The 24018-nt window shown below is 67.1% G+C and carries 15 protein-coding genes; 9 read left to right on the top strand and 6 right to left on the bottom strand.

Annotated elements, in window-relative coordinates; translation table 11 throughout:
- Positions 1–26 precede the first annotated feature (26 nt).
- The 3 genes from ABE434_RS03630 to ABE434_RS03620 all read right to left on the bottom strand — a co-directional run bounded on the left by ABE434_RS03630 (position 27) and on the right by ABE434_RS03620 (position 7753).
- Entirely contained in the window at positions 27–3152 is a 3126-nt protein-coding gene (locus ABE434_RS03630; RefSeq protein ID WP_346477860.1) for an efflux RND transporter permease subunit, read from the bottom strand.
- A 34-nt stretch (positions 3153–3186) separates the two neighbouring features.
- Entirely contained in the window at positions 3187–6426 is a 3240-nt protein-coding gene (locus tag ABE434_RS03625; protein WP_346477859.1) for an efflux RND transporter permease subunit, read from the bottom strand.
- Positions 6427–6514: 88 nt separating this feature from the next.
- Positions 6515–7753 (bottom strand): efflux RND transporter periplasmic adaptor subunit, encoded by a 1239-nt coding sequence (locus ABE434_RS03620; protein ID WP_346477858.1) that lies wholly within the window; start codon positions 7751–7753, stop codon positions 6515–6517.
- Between the two features lie 231 nt (positions 7754–7984).
- On the opposite strand from ABE434_RS03620, the gene ABE434_RS03615 reads away from it, so the two are divergent.
- From ABE434_RS03615 to ABE434_RS03595, 5 genes are all read left to right on the top strand, one after another.
- Positions 7985–9316, top strand: a complete 1332-nt coding sequence (locus ABE434_RS03615) for a M20 family metallopeptidase (RefSeq protein ID WP_176987984.1) — start codon at positions 7985–7987, stop codon at positions 9314–9316.
- A gap of 170 nt (positions 9317–9486) precedes the next feature.
- A complete protein-coding gene (queF, locus tag ABE434_RS03610) occupies positions 9487–10305 on the top strand; it encodes an NADPH-dependent 7-cyano-7-deazaguanine reductase QueF (RefSeq protein ID WP_179459870.1) in 819 nt (272 codons plus the stop codon).
- A 238-nt stretch (positions 10306–10543) separates the two neighbouring features.
- On the top strand, positions 10544–10837 hold the full coding sequence (locus ABE434_RS03605) for a LysM peptidoglycan-binding domain-containing protein (protein WP_346477857.1): 294 nt from the start codon (positions 10544–10546) through the stop codon (positions 10835–10837).
- Positions 10838–10876: 39 nt separating this feature from the next.
- A complete protein-coding gene (locus ABE434_RS03600) occupies positions 10877–11380 on the top strand; it encodes a hypothetical protein (protein WP_346477856.1) in 504 nt (167 codons plus the stop codon).
- 305 nt (positions 11381–11685) lie between these two features.
- Entirely contained in the window at positions 11686–13911 is a 2226-nt protein-coding gene (locus ABE434_RS03595) for an NADP-dependent isocitrate dehydrogenase (RefSeq protein WP_346477855.1), read from the top strand.
- Between the two features lie 91 nt (positions 13912–14002).
- Here the strand turns inward: ABE434_RS03595 and ABE434_RS03590 are convergent, their stop codons facing one another.
- On the bottom strand, positions 14003–14905 hold the full coding sequence (locus tag ABE434_RS03590; RefSeq protein WP_346477854.1) for a hypothetical protein: 903 nt from the start codon (positions 14903–14905) through the stop codon (positions 14003–14005).
- Positions 14906–15077: 172 nt separating this feature from the next.
- Here ABE434_RS03590 and aceK point away from each other — a divergent pair, with 172 nt between their 5' ends.
- The 3 genes from aceK to ABE434_RS03575 all read left to right on the top strand — a co-directional run bounded on the left by aceK (position 15078) and on the right by ABE434_RS03575 (position 18715).
- A complete protein-coding gene (aceK, locus tag ABE434_RS03585) occupies positions 15078–16790 on the top strand; it encodes a bifunctional isocitrate dehydrogenase kinase/phosphatase (RefSeq protein WP_346477853.1) in 1713 nt (570 codons plus the stop codon).
- Between the two features lie 57 nt (positions 16791–16847).
- A complete protein-coding gene (locus tag ABE434_RS03580; RefSeq protein ID WP_346477852.1) occupies positions 16848–17723 on the top strand; it encodes an energy transducer TonB in 876 nt (291 codons plus the stop codon).
- Between the two features lie 122 nt (positions 17724–17845).
- On the top strand, positions 17846–18715 hold the full coding sequence (locus ABE434_RS03575; protein WP_346477851.1) for a protein tonB: 870 nt from the start codon (positions 17846–17848) through the stop codon (positions 18713–18715).
- 67 nt (positions 18716–18782) lie between these two features.
- On the opposite strand, the gene ABE434_RS03570 is transcribed toward ABE434_RS03575, so the two are convergent.
- Positions 18783–20384 (bottom strand): sensor domain-containing diguanylate cyclase, encoded by a 1602-nt coding sequence (locus tag ABE434_RS03570; protein WP_346477850.1) that lies wholly within the window; start codon positions 20382–20384, stop codon positions 18783–18785.
- A 377-nt stretch (positions 20385–20761) separates the two neighbouring features.
- Here ABE434_RS03570 and ABE434_RS03565 point away from each other — a divergent pair, with 377 nt between their 5' ends.
- On the top strand, positions 20762–22039 hold the full coding sequence (locus tag ABE434_RS03565) for a sugar MFS transporter (RefSeq protein WP_346477849.1): 1278 nt from the start codon (positions 20762–20764) through the stop codon (positions 22037–22039).
- A 123-nt stretch (positions 22040–22162) separates the two neighbouring features.
- Here ABE434_RS03565 and rho read toward each other — a convergent pair whose 3' ends face one another.
- Positions 22163–23959: a transcription termination factor Rho gene (gene rho, locus ABE434_RS03560; protein WP_346477848.1), complete on the bottom strand. Its 1797-nt coding sequence runs from the start codon at positions 23957–23959 to the stop codon at positions 22163–22165.
- Between the last annotated feature and the right edge of the window lie 59 nt (positions 23960–24018).

Here is a 24018-nt window from a genome sequence, read left to right as displayed (position 1 = left end):
CTGGTGTACCGACCAACGGTCGGTACCTACCGGGCGATGGCGCTGCGCTTCAGGGCCCGCTTCTCGCGGCGCCGCGCCCGACGGGCCACCCAGCGCTCGCGCAGGCACGAGAAGATCACGTACAGCGCCGGGGTGCTGAGCAGGGTCAGGCTCTGCGAGAACAGCAGGCCACCGATCATCGCGATGCCCAGCGGGCGGCGCAGCTCGGAGCCTTCGCCGAGGCCGATCGCCAGCGGCACCGCCGCCAGGATCGCCACCATGCTGGTCATCATGATCGGGCGGAACCGCACGATGCTCGCTTCGCGTGCCGCTTCCAGCGGGGTCTTGCCGTGCTCGCGCTGCGCCACCACCGCGAAGTCGATCATCATGATCGCGTTCTTCTTGACGATGCCGATCAGCAGCACCAGCGCGATCATCGAGATCACCGACAGCTCGGTGTTGGTGCCGTACAGCGCCAGCAGCGCGCCCACGCCCGCCGCCGGCAGCGTGGAGAGGATGGTGACCGGATGGATCAGGCTCTCGTAGAGCATGCCCAGCACCAGGTAGACGGTGATGATCGCCGCCATCACCAGGATCAGCATCGCCATCGGGTCCGAATCGAAACCGAAGCCCGCGTCCTCGGCCAGGCGGATGTCACCGGGCATGCGCATGCCGTTGACCGTGCTGTCGATGATGGCCTTGGCCTCGCCCATGCTGGTGCCGGGGGCGAGGTTGTAGCTCAGCTCCATCGTGGTGTACTGGTTTTCGTGGGTGATCTGCGACGGGGCCAGCCCCGGCACCTGCTCGGCCACGGCCGTGATCGGCACCATCTCGCCATTGCCGGCGCGCACGTAGATCTGGTCGAGCGCCCCCGGTGTCGCGGTCTGTTCGGGCAGGGCGTTGACCACCACGCTGTACTGGTTGATGTCCGAGTAGATCGTGGAGATCTGGCGCTGGCCGAAGGCACCGTACAGCGCGCCGTCGATCGCACCGACCGACACACCCAGGCGTGCGGCCTTGGCGCGGTCGATCACGATGTTCTGGCGCAGGCCGGCAGCGTCCACGTCGGTGCCGACGTCGGCCAGCTTCGGGTTCTTCTTCAGCGCGGCCTGCAGCTTGGGCAGCCACTCCTGCAGCTGGGCCAGGTCGTTGCCCTGCAGCGAGACGCGGTACTGCGCGCCCTGGCTGGCGCCACCGCCATCATTGCTGGGCAGGTCCTGGATCGCACGCAGCCGCAGCTGCAGGTCCGGGTAGCGGTCGGCCTTCGCGCTCAGGCGGGCCAAGGCCTCCGCCGTGGTCTCGCGGCGGCCGTCCTTGCGCGACTTCAGTTCGACGTTGAACTGCGCGCTGGATCCCTGGCGGCCACTGCCCAGGCGCACGCCCACGGTCTTCACCGCCGGGTCGGCCATCAGCATGTCGGTGATGCGGCGCTGGCGGTTGACCATGTCTTCGAAGGAGACGGTCGCGCTGGAATTCGCGCGGCCCCAGATCAGGCCGGTGTCCTGGGCCGGGAACGCGCCCTTCTTGACCGCACCGAACAGGAACACCGTCGCACCGATCAGCAGCAGCGGGGTCAGCGACAGCAGCAGCGCATGGCGCAGCGAGAAGTCCAGCAGCTTCACGTAGATGCGCAGCATGCGGTCGTGGCCGGCATCGAGCAGGCGGCCGAAGCGGCTCGGTGCGCCGGCATCGGCATGCGCGCTCAGGAAGCGGCTGCACAGTGCGGGCGTCAGGGTCAGCGAGATGACCATCGAGACCACGATGGCCGCGACCAGGGTGACGGTGAACTCCCGGAAGAACGCGCCCATCATGCCCTTGGCGAACAGCAGCGGGATGAACACCGCCACCAGCGAGGCGGTGATCGAGACGATGGTGAAGCCGATCTCGCGCGCGCCGGTGAGGGCGGCCTGCATGCGCGTCATGCCCTCGTCGAGGTGGCGCATGATGTTCTCGATCACCACGATCGCATCATCGACCACGAAGCCGATCGCGATCACCAGCGCCAGCAGGCTCAGGTTGTTCAGGGTGAAGCCCAGCACGTACATCACCAGCGCCGCGCCGGCCAGCGACAGCGGCACCGTCACCGCGGCGATCAGGGTCGGGGCGAGCCGGCGCAGGAACAGCGCCATGGTCAGCACCACCATCGCCAGCGCGATCAGCAGGGTGATCTGCACTTCATGCAGCGACGAGCGGATGGTCGGGGTACGGTCGAAATAGGGGGTCAGCGTGGTGCCCGGCTGCAGGTAGTCGCGCAGGGTCGGGATCTGCGCCTTCACCCGGTCCACGGTTTCCACGATGTTGGCGCCGGCGCGGGTGAACACGTACATCACCACCGCCGGTTTGTGGTTGAACCATGCGGCCTGGTAGGCGTCCTGCTGCCCGTCGTAGACGTTGGCGATGTCCTGCAGGCGGATCACGCGGCCATCGTCGGCGGTCTTGATCACCAGCTGGGCGAAATCGGCCGCGCGCGCGACGGAGTCGTTGGCGATGATCGCGGTGGTGGTGTTGCCATCGGTGAGGAAGCCGGTGGGCGAGGTCACGTTGGCGGCGCGCACGGCGTTGCGCAGGTCATCGGCGGTCAGGCCGAGCGCGTTCATCAGGCGCAGGTTGACGTCCACGCGCACGGCCGGCGTGGAGGCGCCGGCGATATCCACCGAGGACACGCCGGTGATCTGGCGGATGCGCTGGGCCAGCAGCGAATCGGCCACGTTGTAGAGGTCGTCGGCCGACTGCGTTTCCGAGGTCAGGGCGATCGCGATGACCGGGTCGTCGTTCGGGTTCGCCTTCTGGAACATCGGCGTGCCCAGCCCGGCGGGCAGGTCGGACTGCGCCGAGTTGATCGCGGTCTGCACGTCCAGCGCGGCCGAATCGATGTCACGGTCGCTCTGGAAGATCATGAAGACCAGCGAGCTGCCTTCCGAGCTGGACGAGCGCATGCGGTCGATGCCCGGCAGCTGGCCGAGGTGGCGCTCCAGCGGCGCGGTCACCGTGGAGGCCATCGTCGTGGCATCCGCGCCGGCCTGGTTGGCATGCACGAAGATCACCGGGATCTGGATGTTCGGCAGCGCCGACACGCCCAGCTGCAGGTAGCAGATCACACCCACCACGAACAGGCCGATGGCCAGCAGGGCGGTGCCGATCGGGCGGCGGATGAACGGGCCGGAGATGTTCATCGAACGCCTCCGCAGCGGTCTGCGGTGCTCATCATCACGCCTGCGGCTCCCGCACCGGACCATGGCCGTGGCGCAGCGCGCGCTGTTCGCGCCGCTGGCGCAGGCGCTCGGAGAAGCGTTCCATGTACAGGTAGATCACCGGCGTGGTGTACAGCGTGACCAGCTGCGACAGCAGCAGGCCGCCGACGATGGCGATGCCGAGCGGACGACGCAGTTCCGAGCCGATGCCGGTGCCCAGCGCCAGCGGCAGCGCGCCGAGCATGGCGGCAGCGGTGGTCATCATGATCGGGCGGAAGCGCAGCAGGCAGGCACGACGGATCGCTTCATGCGCGTTGGCCCCGGTGCGGCGTGCCTCGATCGCGAAGTCGACCATCATGATGCCGTTCTTCTTGACGATGCCGATCAGCAGCACGATGCCGACGATGCCGTCCACCGACAGCGGCAGCCCGCACACCATCAGCGCCAGCAGCGCGCCGACACCGGCCGGGGGCAGGGTGGAGATGATGGTGAAGGGGTGGATGTAGCTCTCATACAGCACGCCCAGCACGATGTAGATCAGCACCAGCGAGGCGAGTAGCAGCCACACCACGTCGGTCTGGCTGCCGGTGAACTCGGCGGCCTTGCCGATGAACTGCGCGTGCACCTGCGACGGCATGTCCAGGCTGGCCTTGGTCTCTTCGATCGCCTTCACCGCATCGGACAGCGAGTAGCCGGGCGCGATGTTGAACGACACCGTGACCGCCGGCAGCTGCTGCTGGTGGCTGACCACCAGCGGCGTGCTGGTGACCCGGCCTTCGGCCAGCGCGGCCAGCGGGATGATGTTGCCGGCGCCGACCGGGATGCCGGTGTTCTGCGCACCGATACCGGTGGCGGTGGACGAGTTGGACGAGGTCACCTGGCCGAAGTTGGTCGCATTGCTGCCGGTCAGTGCGCCGGCGCCATTGGAGGCGACCGCCAGCTGGTTCATCAGCGCGGTGCTGGTGCGGAATTCCGGCGCCACTTCCAGCACCACGCGGTACTGGTTGAGCTCGGTGAAGATGGTCGAGATCTGGCGTTGGCCGAAGGCGTCGTACAGCGTGTCGTCGATGGTCTGCATCGGCACGCCGAGCACGCTGGCCTTGTCGCGGTCGATGGTCAGCTCGAGCGCGCGGCCCTGGTTGGACAGGTTGTTGTCCACGTCGGCCAGCTCCGGACGCTGGCGCAGCGCCTCGGTCATCCGCGTGGCCTGCAGCGCGACCTGGGCGCTGTCCACGTCCGACAGCGAATACTGGTACTCGGTGGCGGCCACGCGAGTATCCAGGGTGACGTCCTGCACCGGCTTGAGGTACAGCGCCACGCCGGGGATGCCGGCCACGGCCTTCTGCAGGCGCGGCAGGATCTCATCGAGCCCATCGCGGTCGCCGCGCTCCTTGAGCACGATCGACAGCTGACCCTGGTTGAGCGTGGGGTTCATGGTGCCGGCGCCGATGAAGGCCGACACGCCGGTCACCGCCGGGTCGCCGCGCAGCGCTTCGGCCACGGCCTTGGTGCGCTGCTCCATCTGCGGGAAGGCGATGTTCTGGTCGGCCTGGACCACGCCGGTGATCAGGCCGGTGTCCTGCTCGGGCAGCAGGCCCTTGGGGATCACGATGTAGAGCACCACGGTCAGCACCAGTGCGCCGGCGGCGACGGCCAGGGTCAGCGGCTGATGCTCGAGCACCCAGTCCAGGCTGCGTTCGTACACGCCGACGGTGCGCGACCACACGGTGGTCTTGCCGGACGCGGCCGCCCGCTCGTGCGCGTCTTCGCCTTCGGGCAGCGCATCGGGCTTGAGCAGGTAGGCGCACATCATCGGGGTGAGCGTCAGCGAGATCAGCATCGACAGCGTCACCGCGATGCTCAACACCCAGGCGAATTCGTGGAACAACCGGCCGGTGACACCGGGCATCAGCAGCAGCGGCAGGAACACCGCCACCAGCGAGATGGTCAGCGAGAGCACGGTGAAGCCGATCTGCTGCGCACCGATCTCGGCCGCTTCGGGTCCGCTCTTGCCCTGTTCGATGTAACGCACGATGTTCTCGATCATCACGATCGCATCGTCGACCACGAAGCCGGTGGCCACCACCAGCGCCATCAGCGAGAGGTTGTCCAGCGACATGCCGGCGAATGCCATCACGCCGAAGGTGCCGGCCAGCGACAGCGGCACCGCCACCGAGGGAATGATGGTCGCCCACAGGCGGCGCAGGAACACGAAGATCACCGCGACCACCAGGCCGATGGTGAGGATCAGGGTGAACTGCACCTCATGCACCGAGGCACGGATGGTCTCGGTACGGTCGTTGAAGATCTCCAGGTGCACGTCGGCCGGCAGCACGTTCTGCAGCTGCGGCAGCAGCGCACGGATGCGCTCGACGGTCTGCACGATGTTGGCGCCGGGCTGGCGGCGCACTTCCAACAGCACCGCCGGCTTGCCATCGGCCCATGCGGCCAGCTGGTCGTTCTCCACGCCGTCGACCACGTTGGCCACGTCGGACAGGCGTACCGGGCGGCTGTTCTTGTAGCTGATGATGGTGTCGCGGTACTCGGCGGCGCTGGTCAGCTGGTCGTTGGTGCCGATCGAGTAGGACTGGGTCTTGCCGTTGAGCGAGCCCTTGGGCGCGTTGACGTTGGCCTGGGTCAGCGCGCTGCGCAGGTCTTCCAGGGTCAGGCCCATGTTGGACAGCTGCGCCGGATTGACCTGGATGCGCACGGCCGGGCGCACGTTGCCGGCGATGGAGACCAGGCCCACGCCCTGCACCTGCGACAGGCGCTGGGCGAGGATGGAGTCGGCGTAGTTGTTGACGTCGCGCAGCGGGCGGGTGTCAGAGGTGAGCTTGAGGGTGACGATCGCCGCGTCGGCCGGGTTCACCCGGTTGTAGACCGGCTGGTAGGGCAGCGAGGAGGGCAGGGTGGCCTGGCGGATCGCGGCCTGCACGTCCTGCGCGGCGATGTCGATGTCGCGGTCCATCGAGAACTGCAGGATGATCGTGGACAGCCCCGCCGACGAATCGGAGGTCATGATCTCCAGCCCGGAAATCTGCCCGAACTGGCGCTCCAGCGGCGTGGTCACCAGCGAGGCCATGGTGACCGCGTTGGCGCCGGGGTACTGGGTGGTCACCACCAGGCTCGGCGCATCGATCTCGGGCAGCGCCGACACCGGCAGCTGGCGGTAGCCGAGGATGCCAAGCAGCAGCAGGCCCGCCATCAGCAGCGAAGTGGCGATCGGGCGGCGGATGAAAATCGTCGAAAAGCCCACGGGCGGGTCCTTGCTGGTGCGTCGTGCTGCGGTGGATCAGGCGAACGCCGGCAGGTGCGCCGGCGTCAGTAACGTGGGGCGGGCGCGATCAGCGCGGACCGCCGCCGCGGCGTCCACCGCCACCCTGCTGCTGGGCGGCCTTGAGCTCGGCTTCGGTCGGCGCGGCCGGGGTTTCGCCCGGCTTGAGCGCGGTGACCTTGGCGCCCGGCTTGAGCCGGAACTGGCCTTCGCTCACGACCCGCTCGCCGCCCTTCAGGCCCTCGGTGATCTGCACCTGGCTGTCGCCGACTTCCACGCCGCTCTTGACCGTCTGCATGGCCACGGTGCTGTCCGGCTTGACGATATAGACATACTCGCCATCCGGGCCGCGCATCACGGCCTGGGTCGGGATCACCACGCCGCCGGCGATGGTGCGCAGCTGCATGCGGACGTTGACGAACTGGCCCGGCCACAGCGAATTGTCTTCGTTGTCGAACAGGGCGCGCGCGCGGAAGGTGCCGCTGTCGCTGCTGATCTGGTTGTCGACCACGTCGAGCTTGCCGCCATCGGTGAGCACGTGCGCATCGTTGCGGTCGAGCGCGGCGATATCCACCGCGCCGGCGGCCTGGGCCTGGCGCACGGCCGGCAGCTGGCGCTCGGGCAGGTTGAACACCACGTGGATCGGATGGATCTGGGTCAGGGTCACCAGCGCGGTGCCGGCGCTGACGATGTTGCCGGCATCGACCGCGCGGATACCGGCGATGCCGGAGATCGGCGCGGTGACGCGGGTGTACTGCAGCTGCACCTGGGCGGCGCGCATGCTGGCCTCGTTGGCGGCCACGGCACTCTCGAACTGGGCGACCTGGTTGCGCTGGGTGTCGAGGTCGGTCTTGGCCACGTACTGGCGGTACTCGGCCGAATTGGAGCGCTGGTAGTTGGAGCGCGCGGTGGCGAGCTGGGCCTGGTTCTGGCGCTTGGCCGCCGCGGCTTCGTCGTAGCTGGCCTGCAGGGTGCGCGGATCGATCTGCGCGAGCAGGTCGCCCTTCTTCACTTCCTGGCCTTCCTTGAAGTTCAGGCTGATCAGCTGGCCGCCTACCTGCGGGCTCACCGTGACGGTGTTCATCGCCGCGACCGTGCCCAGCGCGCTGGCATAGACCGGTACGTCCTGGCGGACCGCATCGATCACCGTGACCGGCACCGGGCCTGCATTGGCCGGGTCACCGCCCTGGCGCCCTTCGGCTGCCGGACCCGCCGCGTCCCCCTTCTTGCCACCCATCAGGCGCACGCCGACAACGGCAACCACCAGCACTGCGACCACCAGCAGCACGATCTTCCAGAAACGCGACATTCAATAACTCCTGAGGGGGCTGGCGGAGGGCGGGGGCCCCGGTTGGCTAGGCGCAAAGCATACCCGTCGCCCGTGGGCTTTCATGCATGACGGATGGGACGGGCGATCAGACCGGATGTGACGGGTGAGGTTCCCTCCATGAACGTCTGCCGGGGCAGAAAGTTACAGCGTGATCGGCGCCGATGCCCTACATTCAGGTTCGACCGCCGTCCTGACCCGTGGAGACCCTCAATGCCCCGTCTGTCGCTGTTGATGTCCGCCCTGCTGCTGGCCGCCCCCGGCCTGGCCGCCGCCGCCCCTGCCGAACGCCCGGAAGTGGCCGCCGCCGCGACCCGCCTGAAGGCCCAGGTGATCGACTGGCGCCGCGACTTCCACCAGCACCCGGAGCTGTCCAACCGCGAAGAACGCACCTCGGCCAAGGTCGCCGAGCGCCTGCGCGCGATGGGCCTGAAGCCGCAGACCGGCATCGCCCACCACGGCGTGGTGGCGATCATCAAGGGCGGCAAGCCCGGTCCGCGGATCGCCCTGCGCGCGGACATGGACGCGCTGCCGGTGACCGAGCAGACCGGCCTGCCGTTCGCCTCCAAGGCCACCAGCACCTATCGCGGCGAGACCGTCGGGGTGATGCATGCCTGCGGCCACGACGCCCACACCGCCACCCTGCTGGGCGTGGCCGATGCGCTGGTGAAGATGCGCGCGAACCTGCCGGGCGAAGTGATGCTGATCTTCCAGCCCGCCGAAGAGGGCGCGCCGCCGCCGGAAGAGGGCGGTGCGGCGTTGATGCTCAAGGAAGGGCTGTTCAAGGACTTCAAGCCGGAGGCGGTGTTCGGCCTGCATGTGTTCTCCAGCGTGCCGGCGGGCCAGATCGCGGTGCGCGGCGGCCCGCTGATGGCGGCGTCGGATCGTTTCGGGATCAAGGTGATCGGCCGCCAGACCCATGGCTCGGCGCCGTGGAACGGGGTGGACCCGATCGTGGCCACGGCCGACCTGGTCGGCACCGCGCAGACCATCGTCAGCCGCCGCGCCAACCTGTCCAAGCAGCCGGCCGTGGTGACCTTCGGCGCGATCAAGGGCGGCATCCGCTACAACATCATCCCCGATGAAGTGGAGATGGTCGGCACCATCCGCACCTTCGACGAGGGCATGCGCCAGCAGATCTTCGCCGACCTGCGCAACGTGGCCGAACACACCGCCGCTGCCCATGGCGCCAAGGCGGAAACCGAGATCTACGAGTCCGAGGGCAACCCGGCCACGGTCAACGACCCGGCACTGACCGCGCGGATGCTGCCGAGCCTGCAGGCCGTGGTGGGCGAGGGCAACGTCTACGAGCCGCCGCTGCAGATGGGCGCGGAGGACTTCTCGCTGTACGCCCAGCAGGTGCCCGGCATGTTCTTCTTCGTGGGCTCCACCAGCGAAGGGATCGATCCCGCCACCGCGCCGGCCAATCATTCGCCGAAGTTCCTGCTCGATGAGAAGGCGCTGGACGTGGGCCTGCGCGCGCTGCTGCAGGTGAGCCTGGATTACCTCAATGGGACGCCGGCTGCGGCGCCTGGCGCAGGCTGAAGTCAGCGGACGGCTGGTAGACGGTAGGTCCCGGCCGTTGGCCGGGGCGAAACCCGGCACGGGCGGGAGGGTTCCGGTGCTCCCGCCGACTGGGGATGCCATCACCTGGTCGCCGTGGCCTGTCGTTTTCGCCGCCGGACGCCGCGCGCCTACCGGCGTAAAATGGCGGCATGAATACCCCCCAGGACTCCAGCCTCGGTCGCGAGGTGGCTTACCCGTCGCAGTACGATCCCGGCCTGCTCTTTCCCATCCCGCGCCGTGGCGCCCGCGAGGAGATCGGCCTGGACGAGGCGGCGCTGCCGTTCGTCGGCCACGACCGATGGCAGGCCTATGAGCTGAGCTGGCTGGACGGTCGCGGCAAGCCGCGCGTGGCGGTCGCCACGGTCAGCGTGCCGTGCACCTCGCCGAACCTGATCGAATCCAAGTCGTTCAAGCTCTACCTCAACTCCCTCAACAGCACGCGTTTCGACGATGACGCTGCCGCACGGCTGTGCATCACCCGCGACCTGTCGGCCTGTGCCGGCGCGGTGGTGACGGTGGTGTTCGGCGTGCCGCCGCTGGTGGAAGACGCCGAGGGCGAATCGCTGGACGAACGCGATGTCGCCATCGAGCGCTACGGCCCGCCCGCACCGGAATTCCTGTTCGCCGACGCGGATGAGGTGGTGACCGAGACGTTGAGCTCGGCCCTGCTGAAGTCCAACTGCCCGGTCACCGGCCAGCCGGACTGGGCCAGCGTCAGCGTGCGCTACCGCGGCCCGAAGATCGACCGCGATGGCCTGCTCAAGTACCTGATCAGCTACCGCGAACACGCCGAATTCCACGAGCAGTGCGTGGAGCGGATCTTCAGCGAGATCACCCAGCGCTGCCAGCCGCAGTGGCTGGAAGTGGAAGCGCGCTACACCCGCCGCGGTGGCCTGGACATCAACCCGTGGCGGGCCAGCCCGGGCATCGCCGCCCCGGCCCGCACCGTCCGCGACCTGCGCCAGTAGGCATCGACCGTTGGTCGATGCGATCAAGCAGGCATCAAGTGCACGGTAGAGCCACGCCATGCGTGGCTGCCCGTGGCAGCGAGGTCGATCGGCCCGTCAGCCACGCATGGCGTGGCTCTACCTGACGGCGGCGCCCCGTCTGTCAGGTTCCGCGCGTCTTCACATCCACGCCATGCCCCATTAACAAGGGCTGTGACACCGTGCCTCCCATGTCGTCAATCAAGACGGGAGTGTATGGATGAGTACCGATAAGAAAGTCGACTTTTCCGGTGTCAGCGCCAGCGTCGATACCACCGCGCAGAAAGTCGATCAGGTTGATTTCTCGGGCGTGACCGCCTCGGTGGATACCACCGCGGAGAAGGTCGGAGGCACCTACACGGTGCAGAAGGGCGATTCGCTCTCGAAGATCGCCAAGCAGGAACTGGGCGATGGCAATGCGTGGAAGCGCATCTTCGAGGCCAACCGCGACGTGCTGGACGACCCGGACAAGATCCAACCGGGCCAGACCCTGAAACTGCCGCCCAAAGCCTGATTTGCCGCACTGCCCACCATTCCACAGGGAGCAACCTCCATGAAGAAGTCGTCCATCAGTACTGCCGTTCTCGCCGCGCTTCTGGCCACCGTAGCCCTGGCCGGCTGCAAGAAGAAAGAAGACACCGCCGACAACAACGCGCAGCCGGCAGCGACCACGCCTGCCGCCCCAGCCCCGATGACCGAAGCCGCCCCGCAGCCGATGACCGCTGCAACCGGTGTGATGGTCTCCGCGGTCACCGTCGGCAAGACCGCTGCGGCGGACAAGACCGTCACCTCGGCCGCGTTGTTCGCGCCGAAGGACGACATCATCGTGTCGATCCGCACCGATGGCAGCGCCAACAACGCCAACGTGGCGGCCAAGCTGACCTTCCAGAACGGCCAGGTTGCCGGTGAGCAGAACCAGGTGGTGAACACCACCGGTGCCGAGACCACCAACATCGCCTTCAAGAATGCCAATGGCTGGCCGGCGGGCAAGTACCGCGCGGAAGTCATGGTGGATGGTAAGGCGGCTGGATCGCCGCAGGAGTTCGAGGTCAAGTAAGCCCAGGCGCCGACTCTCTCCCGGCAACAGGCTCACGATGGACGCAGCCGCGAGGCTGCGTCTTTTTTATGGGCGTCTGCCAGACCACAGCGTTCCAGTACGTTTGCGTATGGGACGGCTTTGCTCCGGGGGGCTGAAAACGCGACAATGCGGGGGTTTCCCGCCGTGCGCGCCGTCGGTTGGCGCGGTCCCCGGGGAAAGTGCGGGCCACGCTCTGCGAGGCCCTGCACGCGACACGGTTGCACGCGGCCCGGCATTGCCGTCGGCCATCATTCACGAGATCTGCAAGAGAGCCCTGATCCCCCATGTCGAACACGCCCAAGATTCTCTACACGCTCACCGATGAAGCCCCGTTCCTGGCCACGCAGTCGCTGCTGCCGATCGTCGAGGCCTACACCGCCACCGCCGGCATCGCCGTGGAAACCCGCGACATCTCGCTGTCCGGCCGCATCCTGGCCCTGTTCCCGGATTACCTGAAGGACGACCAGAAGGAAGCCGACCACCTGGCCGAACTGGGCCAGCTGGCGACCACCCCGGACGCGAACATCATCAAGCTGCCCAACATCAGCGCCTCGGTGCCGCAGCTGAAGGCCGCGATCAAGGAACTGCAGGACCAGGGCTTCGCGCTGCCGAACTACCCGGACGTGCCGACCGACGACGTCTCGCGCGACATCAAGGCGCGCTACGACAAGGTCAAGGGCAGCGCGGTGAACCCGGTGCTGCGCGAAGGCAACTCCGACCGCCGCGCGCCGCTGTCGGTCAAGAACTACGCCCGCAAGCATCCGCATCGCATGGGCAAGTGGTCCAAGGACTGCAAGTCGCATGTCTCGCACATGGACGGCGGTGACTTCTACGGCAGCGAAAAGTCGGCGACGCTGGCCAACGCCGGCAGCCTGAAGATCGAGCTGTTCAAGGTCGACGGCAGCAGCGTCGTGCTCAAGGAAAAGACCGCGGTCAAGGCCGGTGAGATCGTCGACGCCGCGGTGATGAGCCGCACTGCGCTGGCCTCGTTCGTGCAGGCGCAGATCGCCGATGCCAAGGCCAAGGGCGTGCTGTTCTCGCTGCACCTGAAGGCCACCATGATGAAGGTCTCGGACCCGATCATGTTCGGCGTGGTCGTCGAAGAGTTCTACAAGGATGTGCTGGCCAAGCACGCCGACGTGCTCAAGCAGGCCGGTTTCGATCCGAACAACGGCATCGGCGATCTGTTCGCGCGCCTGCCGCAGCTGCCCGAGGCCACCCAGGAAGCGATCAAGGCCGACCTGGCTGCCGAGTACGGCAAGCGCCCGGGCCTGGCCATGGTCAATTCGGACAAGGGCATCACCAACCTGCACGTGCCCAGCGACGTGATCGTCGACGCCTCGATGCCGGCGATGATCCGCGACTCCGGTGGCATGTGGAATGCCGACGGCAAGCTGCAGGACACCAAGGCCGTCATTCCGGACCGTTGCTACGCCGGTGTGTACCAGGCCGTGATCGACGACTGCCGCACCCACGGTGCCTTCGACCCGGCGACCATGGGCTCGGTGCCCAACGTCGGCCTGATGGCGCAGAAGGCCGAGGAATACGGTTCGCACGACAAGACCTTCCAGATTCCGGCCGACGGCACCGTGCGCGTCACCGACGACGCCGGCAAGGTGATCTTCGAGCACGCCGTGCAGACCGGCGACATCTGGCGCATGTGTCAGACCAAGGACGCCCCGATCCAGGACTGGGTGAAGCTGGCCGTCAACCGTGCCCGCCTGAGCGGCACCCCGGCGGTGTTCTGGCTGGACGCTGCCCGCGCGCACGATGCGCAGGTGATCGCCAAGGTCGAGACCTACCTGAAGGACCACGACACCAGCGGCCTGGACATCCGTATCCTGGCGCCGGTGGAAGCGACCGCCTTCTCGTTGGACCGCATCCGCAAGGGTGAGGACACCATCTCGGTCACCGGCAACGTGCTGCGCGATTACCTGACCGATCTGTTCCCGATCATGGAGCTGGGCACCAGCGCCAAGATGCTCTCCATCGTGCCGCTGATGGCCGGTGGTGGCCTGTTCGAGACCGGTGCCGGTGGTTCGGCACCCAAGCACGTGCAGCAGTTCGTCGAAGAGGATTACCTGCGCTGGGATTCGCTGGGTGAGTTCCTGGCCCTGGCCGCGTCGCTGGAGCACCTGGGCAACCGCTACGACAACGCCGGTGCCACCGTGCTGGCCAAGACCCTGGACCAGGCCAACGGCCAGTTCCTGGACAACGACAAGTCGCCGTCGCGCAAGCTGGGCGGCATCGACAACCGCGGCAGCCACTTCTACATCGCGCTGTACTGGGCCCAGGCCCTGGCCGCGCAGGATGACGATGCCGCGCTGAAGGCCCGCTTTGCTCCGCTTGCGAAGGCACTGGCCGACAACGAGCAGGCCATCGTCGGTGAGCTGGCGGCGGTGCAGGGCAAGGCGGTGGACATCGGCGGCTACTACCGCCCGGACGTGGCCAAGGCCAGCGCCGCGATGCGTCCGAGCAGCACCTTCAACAGCGCGCTGTCTGCGCTGTAAGGCAGCGGTACCGCACCTGCGGTGATCGATGAAGAACCCGCGCTCCGGCGCGGGTTTTTCTATGGGCGGTGGCAAGGCCGGTACGCCTGCCTCACCTGCTGCGTTGGCGCGTCTTGCCAACGTGGGAGAGGATGCGAGCGATCTCCGCGTCCAGTGCCGCCTGTCGGTCTGCAGCCTCCAACCGCAGGACGACGGTTGCATCAGTCTCCGTGCAGGCGCCAATGTTGAGGCACAGCACATCCATCAATTCGCTGCCGGCCGCGCATGCTCGACCTTGTTGGCAGGCAGCTATCTGCCAGGCGAGCCCGCTGATCTGCGGATCCACGTAAGGCGTTGCCTGTCCGGCTGCCGTTTCAGCGAGGGCACCCAGGTAGGCCATGGCCGTCGCGTCACCGGAGGCAGTGACCTGAGCTGCCAATCCTGCGTACTCTTCTGCCGTGAGTGGCGCCGTCACGCTCTGCCGCTGACGCAACCACAGCTGCGACGCAAGATCTCCCCCGCGCGCAGCCTGCTCCCGCCATAGCAGCATGGCCTCAAGTGGAATGAACTGGCCACCATCCACGCCGCCACATTGCGCGAAGACACGCTGGCCGATCAGGCGCATCTGCTGACCGGCGTCCGGGTCCGAATGCAGCGTGGCCATGCTTTCGATGCCTTCAAGATAGGAGGTACGCCGGACGTTGACCAAAAAGCATTTCTCGTAGAGCTCGGCCAACCGACGCTGCGCACGGACATCGCCACGCTCTGCCGCCGCGCTGACGCGTTCGAATTCCTGGCGCGTAGCGTCCTCGAAGCGGGCTGCAAGCGGCTCAGGTTCCAGCGCCTGGGAGGCCGGAGCCACCGCTGCCCCCGTGGGCGCCACGGCCGTCGATGACGGCCCCGTCACTGCCTGCAAGGTCGGTGGTCGTTCTCCGGTGACCGAATGCACCGCCAGCAACCCGGCGGCCACCAGGAGCGCTCCGCCCAACGCCTTCCCTCGGCGACTCGTCTTCATTGCTCTCCCTGCCCACACCCCGACGTTGCGACTTTACCCCGGAACGGCGCGGCGAACGCCCGCTGGGCAAGCACCAGTCGCTGCCGTATGGTGGCGGCAGGTCCTCTGGAAGTGGTTGCGTGCACGGTCGCTGTTCCTGCCAGATCTCTCCATGCCCCACCGGGTGCGCCGCATGAGCGCGACGCCGGACGCGCTCGCGCGGCTGATCCGCGATGGCTTCGAGGACTACCATGCGCGCTTCGCGGCGATCAGCCGGCGTGCGCGACAGCGCTTCGAGCAGCGCGACTGGGTGGGTGCGCGGCAGGATGCCGTGGAGCGCATCGCGCTGTATGACCAGTGCATCGCCGAGACCGTCGATGCCCTGCGCCGCGCAGTCGGTGAGCGTGTGGGCGAGCGCGCGCTGTGGCTGCAGGTTCGCGCGGCGTATGCCGCACTGCTGGCCGGATTGATCGACGCCGAGCTGTACAAGACCTTCTACAACACACTGGCACGCCGGCTGTTCGCGACCCGCGGCGTGGACGGGGCGATCGAGTTCATGGCGATGGATGTGGAGCCGTCCGACGCCATCACGCATCCCGTCGCGCGACACAGCTATACCCTCTCACCGACCCGCCCGGCCGACGCGTTCATGCGCGTCCTCGGTGACTATCGCTTCCATGTGCCCTATGCGCACCAGCTGCGCTGCGCTGCCGCGATCGCGGTGCGGCTTCAGGATGATCTGGCGCACTGGGGCGACTACCCGGTGCGCAGCATCGAACTGCTCGACACCGTGTTCTACCGTGAACGCCGCGCCTATCTGGTCGGGCGCGTGTTCGGCGAGCATCGCTTCTCGCCCTGCGTGATCGCGCTGGTGCATGACGAACGCGGCATTCGCGTGGATGCGGTGCTGACCCGGCGCCGCGATGTCGCCCATCTGTTCGGCGTCTCGCGCAGCTATTTCCAGGCGGATCTGGCGACCGTCGGCGACGCGGTGGTATTCCTGCGCAGCCTGCTGCCGGGCAAGCCGGTGGATGAGATCTACACGGTGCTCGGGCGTGCCAAGCAGGGCAAGACCGAACGCTATCGCACCTTTTTCCGTCACTTCCAGGAGCAGCCGGGGGAACAGTTGGTGCATGCCGATGGCACGCCGGGCATGGTCATGGCGGTGTTCACCCTGCCCAGCTATCCACTGGTGTTCAAGCTGATCCGGGACCGTTTCGCCTGGCCGAAAACCATGACCCGGCACCAGGTCGAGGAGAAGTATGCGTTGGTGTTCAACCTGGACCGCGTTGGCCGACTGCTTGACGCGCAGCCCTATCGGCACCTGCGCTTCCCGCGGGCGCGCTTCTCCGCGGCGCTGCGCGACGAGCTGCTGACCCAGTGCGCCAGCAGCGTGCATGAGGACGGCGACGAACTGGTGATCGCGCTGTGCTACGTGCAGCGACGGTTCCGCCCGCTCAATCTGTATCTGCGCGAGCAGACCGTGGAGTCGCGACGCGTGGCCGCACTGGACTATGCGCAGGCGATCACCGACATGGCGCGCAACAACATCTTTCCCGGCGATATGTTGCCGAAGAACTTCGGCGTCTCGCGACACGGGCGCGCAGTGTTCTACGACTACGATGAGCTGTGCCTGGTCACCGAGTGCATCTTCCGATCCTGGCCGACCCCGCGCAACGAAGAGGAAGCGCTGGCCGATGAGCCGTGGTTCCAGATCGGTCCGCGCGATGTGTTTCCGGAGCGCTTCTGGATGTTCATGGGCCTGCCGGCGGCCGAGCTGGCGGCGGTGCGCGAGCATTTCGCCCACCTGTTCGATCCGGCATGGTGGCAGCGGCTGCAGGCGGGGTTCGCGGCCGGTCAATATCCGGATACGCCTCCCTATGCAGCAAGTAATAGGCTTGCCTGATTGGCCTCTCCAGGAAACCCGGGGTAGGCTTGCATGCATCCACAAGGAGAAGGTGAGATGCGTTCATTCCGAAGCGTTGCGTTGATGCTTGTACTGGGGAGCGTGGGGGCGTCGACGATGTTCGATGTGGCCGCGCAGACGAAGCGCGAGGTGCGCGAGCAGGCTGAAGCGAGCATGGTGCTGACCGGTGAGATCGATATCGGTACCGAAGGCCAGGTCGAGGCGTTCCGCCTGGACAAGCGCGCGCAGGTCGACGAGACCATCGTCACGTTCGTCGAAGGTGCTGTGAAGACGTGGCGTTTCGCTCCGGTGCTGGTGGATGGCCAGGCGGTCAAGGCACGTACGCCGGCCACCATCCGCCTGGGTGCGAAGAACAACCCCGATGGCACCGGCCTGGTCACGCTGCTGGCAGCGAACTTCGAGACGTACGACGAAACCTCGACCGACAACGTCACCAAGGTGAGGATGTCGCCGCCGGTGTATCCCGAGGATGTCTTCAATGCGCGCGGCCGTGGCGATGTACTGCTGCTGATACAGGTCGGGCGCGACGGGAAGGTACTGGATGTGGCCACCGAGCAGGTCAATCTTCGTGTGATCGCCAACGAGGCGAACATGCGGAAAATGCGCGACAAGCTGGCCCGCGTGTCGATGGGCGCCGCACGTAAGTGGACCTTCAAGGCGCCCTCTACCGGAGATCAGAAGGACGAGGCGAGCTGGACCATCCGGGTGCCGGTGCGATTCTCGTTCAGCGATGAGGTGGAGCGCTACGGCCGCTGGGATGCCTACATTCCCGGCCCGCACCAGCAGGCCCCGTGGCGCAGCGACAAGGTACTGAGCGCCGATGCCAATGCCGACCTGCTGCCCGCCGGCGGCGTGTTCATGGCGGACGCCGCCAGCAAGGCGCCGAAGCTGCTGACGCCGATTGGCGGCTGATCCCTCCGTCCGTGGTGCATCACCCGCGGCCTTCAACAGGCAGGACAGCATGCGCAGGTGTCTCGAAACCGAGCTGAGGAGTTTGCTAGTCTGACCGCCCATCAGGACAAGGAGTCGGATTGATGAAAGCGGCATGGCAGTGGGTACTGGCGCTTGGCGTGGCAGCAGCCAGCGTAGGGGTGGCACCACAGGACCTTCGTGCGTCACCGAGCATGCGCGCGCTGCAGGGTCAGGTGGAGTCGAGCATGCGGATCAAGGGCAGCCTCGATATCGGTGCGGACGGCCGCGTCGTTGCGGTGCGCCTGGATCGGGAAAGCGCGATTCCGGCAGGCGTCGTCACCTTTGTGAAAGATGCGGTCGCCCGGTGGGAGTTCGAGCCCACCGTACGCGACGGCCAGTCCGTCGCCGTCACCACGCCGATGACGCTGCGCCTGATCGGCAAGACGCTGGAGGATGGCAGTTCGCGTGTGGAGATCCGCCACGCCAGCTTTGTCGAGTACAACGAAAACGATCCGACCATCGTGGCCCGCGAGCGGGGATCGGTCCCGACCTTCCCTGTGCGCCGGGTGGGCCGCGAAGCCGCTGCGGATGTGTTCCTGCTGATCCAGGTGGGACGCGATGGCAAGGTGCGCAACGTGCTGGCCGAGCAGGTCAATCTGCGCGTGCTGGTATCGCCGCGTGAGATCGCATCAACTCGTGCCGCGTTTGCCGACAGTGCCGCACAGGCCGCGCGCGACTGGCAGTTCCGGGTGCCGACGCAGGGCCCACGGGCCGCCCGCGACACGTGGGTGGTGCGCGTCGCGGTGCGCTTCGCACCGCCGGCAGATCGCAGTACGACACGGTGGGAGCCGTATCTTCCTGGCCCGCGCAACACCGCGCCCTGGCTGGCGCCCGGGACGCAGTCCGTCGCGCCGGATGCCTTCGATGATGGCGTCTACCTGGCGGGTGAAAAGACCGGTCCGCAGTTGAAGACCGTGCTGGATCAGGGCTGAGGCTCGCGTAACGAAGGCAGCCTCTGGTGAGGCTGCTGACCCTGCATCGATTCACTCAGGGGCGTGTTCAACGCGCGCCATCCTGACCGATCCCGGGACGCTCGGGCTGCGGATACACCACCGTGCGGTTGCGGCCCTGTTCCTTGGCCATGTACAGCGCCTTGTCGGCCAGCCGCAGTGCCTGCTGCGGATCGGCGTGATAGGTCGGGTAGTGGGCCACGCCCAGCGACACGGTCACCGTGCCGACCTGCTCGAACACTTCGGCGGCGACCTGCACGCGCAGGCGCTCGGCCACCTGGGCGGCGTTGGTCGCGTCGACACCCGGCAGCAGGACCAGGAATTCTTCGCCCCCGTTGCGGCAGAGCAGGTCGGTATCGCGCGCGTCATCGCGCATCAGCTGCGCGATGCGCAGGATCACCGCATCGCCGACGGCGTGGCCGAAGCGGTCGTTGATGGTCTTGAAGCGGTCGATGTCCAGCGCGATGATCCCGAACGGTTGCCCGCGCGCCTGCCAGTCTTCCAGCCCCTGCTGCAGGCCACGCCGGTTCTGCAGGCCGGTGAGCGGGTCGGTCATGCTGGCGCGGTTGAGCTTGCCGATGCGGTCCTGCAGGAGGTTGAAGCTGTAGAGCAGTGCGGTCCTGAGCTGGGCCACCTCGTAGTACCAGGCGCGGATGCCGGTGACATGGCGGATGGCGATGCCGGTGTCGCGGTTCTGCACGTTGCGCGCCAGCTGCCACAGCGGCCGCGAGATGCGCCGTGCGAACCACCAGGTGATCAACAGCGACAGAATGCCCAGCGGGATCGCGTTCCAGATCACCGAGGACATCAGTTTGGACAGCGCGGCCAGCGTGGCGGTGGTCGGGCGCTGGGCGACCACGCCCCACCCCACGCTCGGCACCGGTGCATAGCCGGCCAGCATCAATACGCCGTGGCTGTTGCGTACCTGCTGCGCGCCGGAATGCCCCTGGGTGACCGCCTGGACGGCCGGGTTCTCCAGCGCGAACTGGCCGACCCGGTCCTGTTCGATGTGGTACAGGATGCGACCGTGGCGATCGACCACGTACAGGTAGGAGCCATCGCGGTAATAGTGTTTGCCCAGCAGGGACTGCAGGATGCTGCGCTGGCGCAGGTAGATCGTCCCGCTGACGTAGCCCTGGTACTCGCCCTGTGCCGAGAAGATCGGGTGCGAGATCGCGACCAGCAGCCGGCCTGTCGCCGACTCGTAGGGGTCGCTGATGAAGGGCACGCGGCGATCGAGGGCATCGCGGTTGCCGCTGCTCTTGAGCAGCACGCCCTGCAGCGCCAGGCTCTGCGGCGAGGTGGCCAGCACGGTGCCGCCGGCATCCACGATCAGCACCGAGTTGAAGCTGTTGGTCTGCAGCTGCAGGCGCGCGGCCTCGGCTTCCAGCGCCTCGCGATCGTGACGGCGCTGGCCGAGCAGGGTGGCGCTGTAGGCCACCTGCTGCTGGGCCGACAGCACGAAGTTCTGGGTCGACTCGGCAAGCTTGCTGGCGTACACGCGGTTGGCCTCCAGCGTGTTGCCGATCAACTGCTCGCGCTGCACGCGGTAGCTGGCATGCAGGGTGTTGGCCAGGGCGATGATCGCGCTGAGCAGGGCCAGGGCAAGGATCAACGTGCCGAGAGTGAGACGGGCAGACAACGGGCGCATGCGGTTCACGGGCAGCAGGGTGCAGCGCCAACCGGACAGGCGGGTGGAACGGCAACGGCGAAGCAGTCAGGAGCGCACGACATCGCCTGGAACCGGTGCGCATCCCGCGCCCGTCCGCCGACGACCCCGCCCCCGGGCGGTCAACAACACTTTCGGCGGCGATTATTGCGGATTACGCTGCCGCGTGGGTGAAGCGGTGCGTCCGCGGTGCGTCCGCGGAGCAGCACGCTGCATCCCGCGGCGCTGGCGGCAGCCGGTGCGTGTCGTGCCCGGAGCGCTGCCGTGTGTGCTGCCGACAGTGCTGGACAATCGAGGCGCAAGCGGGTTCCATGTCTGGCTGCCAATTGACCGGCACTCCCTATCTGGAAGGACACGCGATGGATACTCCCGCTGCCGTCCGCGGACAACATGTGCAAAGCAATCGCGTTGCACTGGCCGTGGTCACCGCCATTTTCTTCATGTGGGGCTTCCTCACGTGCCTCAATGACATCCTGATTCCGCATCTCAAGGCGGCGTTCGCGCTGACCTGGGTGCAGGCGATGCTGGTCCAGTTCACCTTCTTCGGTGCGTACTTCCTGATGTCGCTGCCCGCCGGGCGCCTGGTCGCGGCGGTGGGCTACAAGCGCGGCATCGTCGCCGGGCTGGCCATTGCCGGCATCGGCGCGCTGCTGTTCTGGCCGGCCGCGCAGGCGCATGTGTACGGTCTGTTCCTCGGTGCGCTGTTCGTGTTGGCCACCGGCATCACGGTGCTGCAGGTGGCCGCCAATCCCTACGTCGCGCTGCTCGGGCCGGAACAGACCAGTTCCAGTCGGCTGACGCTTGCGCAGTCGATGAATGCGCTGGGCACCACCATCGCGCCGCTGTTCGGCGGGCTGCTGATCCTCTCGGCTGCGCCGCGCACCGCTGATGAGCTGGCCTTGCTGCCGCAGGCCGAGGCACTGGCCTATCGGGCCGCCGAAGCGCAGTCGGTGCAGCTGCCGTACTTCGGTCTGGCGGTCGCACTGTTCGTGCTGGCCGTGGCGATCTGGATGTTCCGCCTGCCGACGATCCCGGGCGTGGAGGACACCGCGGCCAGCGGTCGCGGCCGGCTGCGCGATGCGCTGCGCCACCGCCACCTGCGCTACGGCGTGCTGGCGATCTTCTTCTACGTGGGCGCCGAAGTTTCGATCGGCAGCGTGCTGGTCAACTTCCTCTCGATGCCGGGCATCGGCGAGGGCCTGACCGAACAGGAAGCCACGCGCTACGTGTCGCTGTACTGGGGCGGTGCGCTGGTCGGCCGACTGCTCGGTGCGGCGTTGCTGACCCGTCTGGACCCGCGCCGCATGCTGGGTGTGTTCGCGTTGATCGTGATGGCCCTGCTCACGGTGACGATGCTGGGCAGCGGCAACCTGGCCAAGTGGAGCGTGGTCAGCATCGGCCTGTTCAACTCGATCATGTTCCCGACCATCTTCGCACTGGCGATCGCACGGCTGGGTACGCTGACCGGGCAGGCGTCGAGCCTGCTGGTGATGGCGATTGTCGGTGGGGCGGTCATTCCCCTTGCGATGGGCTGGCTGGCCGACCACCACGGGCTGCAGCTGTCCTTCCTGCTGCCCATGCTGTGCTACGTCTTCATTGCGTTCTACGCGTGGCGTGGTTCGCGCCACGGCGGCTGAGGCAACGCGACGGCGGCTGGGTAGTCCAGCGCGCCGTTCCGTCCGGAAGATGCCGAAGTCAGGATCTCGATACGAAAAAGGCCCCGCAATGCGGGGCCTTTTCCTGTCCGGATGATGCGCCGATCAGCGCTTCATCGAACCGAAGAACTCGTCGTTGGACTTGGTGTTCTTCATCTTGTCGAGCAGGAATTCCATCGCAGCCATTTCATCCATCGGATGCAGCAGCTTGCGCAGGATCCAGATCTTCTGCAGCAGTTCCGGTTCGATCAGCAGATCTTCGCGACGGGTGCCCGAGCGGTTGATGTCGATCGCCGGGAACACGCGCTTTTCGGAGATGCGACGGCTCAGGTGCACTTCGCTGTTGCCGGTGCCCTTGAACTCTTCGTAGATCACCTCGTCCATCTTGCTGCCGGTATCGACCAGCGCGGTGGCGATGATGGTCAGGCTGCCGCCTTCCTCCACGTTGCGCGCGGCGCCGAAGAAGCGCTTCGGACGGTGCAGGGCGTTGGCGTCCACACCACCGGTGAGCACCTTGCCGGAGCTGGGCACCACGTTGTTGTAGGCACGCGCCAGGCGGGTGATCGAGTCGAGCAGGATCACCACGTCCTTCTTGTGCTCGACCAGGCGCTTGGCACGCTCGATCACCATTTCGGCGACCTGCACGTGACGGGCGGCCGGCTCGTCGAAGGTGGAGCTGATGACTTCGCCGCGCACGGTGCGCTGCATTTCCGTCACTTCTTCCGGGCGCTCATCGATCAGCAGGACGATCAGGTGCACGTCCGGATGATTGGTGGTGATCGCCGTCGCCACCTGCTGCATCATCATCGTCTTGCCGGCCTTGGGCTGGGAGACGATCAGCGAACGCTGACCCTTGCCCTGCGGTGCCATCAGATCGAGGATGCGGCCGGTGATGTCTTCGGACGAACCGTTGCCACGTTCCAGGGTGAAGCGCTTGCGCGGGAACAGCGGGGTCAGGTTCTCGAACAGCACCTTGTTCTTCGACGCTTCCAGCGGCTCACCATTGATGGTGTCCACGATCGACAGCGCGAAGTAACGCTCGCCGTCCTTCGGGAAGCGGATGCGGCCGGACAGATGATCGCCGGTCCGCAGGTTGAAGCGGCGGATCTGGCTGGGCGAAATGTAGGTATCGTCCGGGCCGGCCAGGTAGCTGGCTTCGGCCGCGCGCAGGAAGCCGAAGCCGTCCGGCAGGATTTCCAGCACGCCGTCGGCGGCAACGCCGTCGCCATGGCGGGTCAGCACCTTGAGCAGGGCGAAGATCACGTCCTGCTTGCGGGCGCGGGCGACGCCTTCGGAAATCTGCAGCTGTTCGGCGATTTCCAGCAGCTTCTGCGCCGGCATCCGCTTGAGGTCGCTCAGCGAGTAGACCGGGAAGCCTTCGGGCACGTTGGCCTGCTGGCTGCGCACGAACGGCTGCTGTTCACCGTTGTCCTGCGGCATGCCATCGTCGTTGTAGCGATCGCCACCGCGGTTGCGGTCACGGCGATTGCGGAAACGATCGCGGCGGTTGCCCTGGCCTTGACCTTGACCCTGGCCTTGGCCCTGGTTCTGGCCCTGACCCTGACCCTGCTGGTACGGGTTCTGCCCGCCCTGCGGGTTCTGGTTGCGGCCGTTCTGGTTGCGCTGGCCACCGTCGCCGGTGTCCTGCTGACCACCGCCCTGCGAGGGCGATGCGTCGCCACCGGCAGAAGCCGCCGGTGCCGATGCCTGCGGAGCTGCCGAAGAAGCGGCAGCCGGCGCCGGCGCGTCAGACGCGGCAGCCAGAGGCAGAGCGGGTTGTGAGGGGGGGGAACCTGCGTCGGCACCGGTGTTGGCGGCGGCCTTGGCGACGCGCGGCTTGCGCACGCGCTTCTCGGCGGGCGCGTCGGCGCTCCCGGGTTCGGAAGTAGTGATATCGGACAAGTGCTGGATTCCTCGCTAGAAGGTGCGAGCGCCCGGCAGGGCGGCGAACGTTGGGAAAG

Origin of the sequence: Stenotrophomonas sp. TWI1183 (assembly GCF_039673115.1) — a bacterium.
In the GTDB taxonomy this organism is placed as follows: domain Bacteria; phylum Pseudomonadota; class Gammaproteobacteria; order Xanthomonadales; family Xanthomonadaceae; genus Stenotrophomonas; species Stenotrophomonas maltophilia_AA.
Note: the sequence above shows the minus strand (reverse complement) of the source record. Positions and strands in the feature narration are given on the sequence as shown.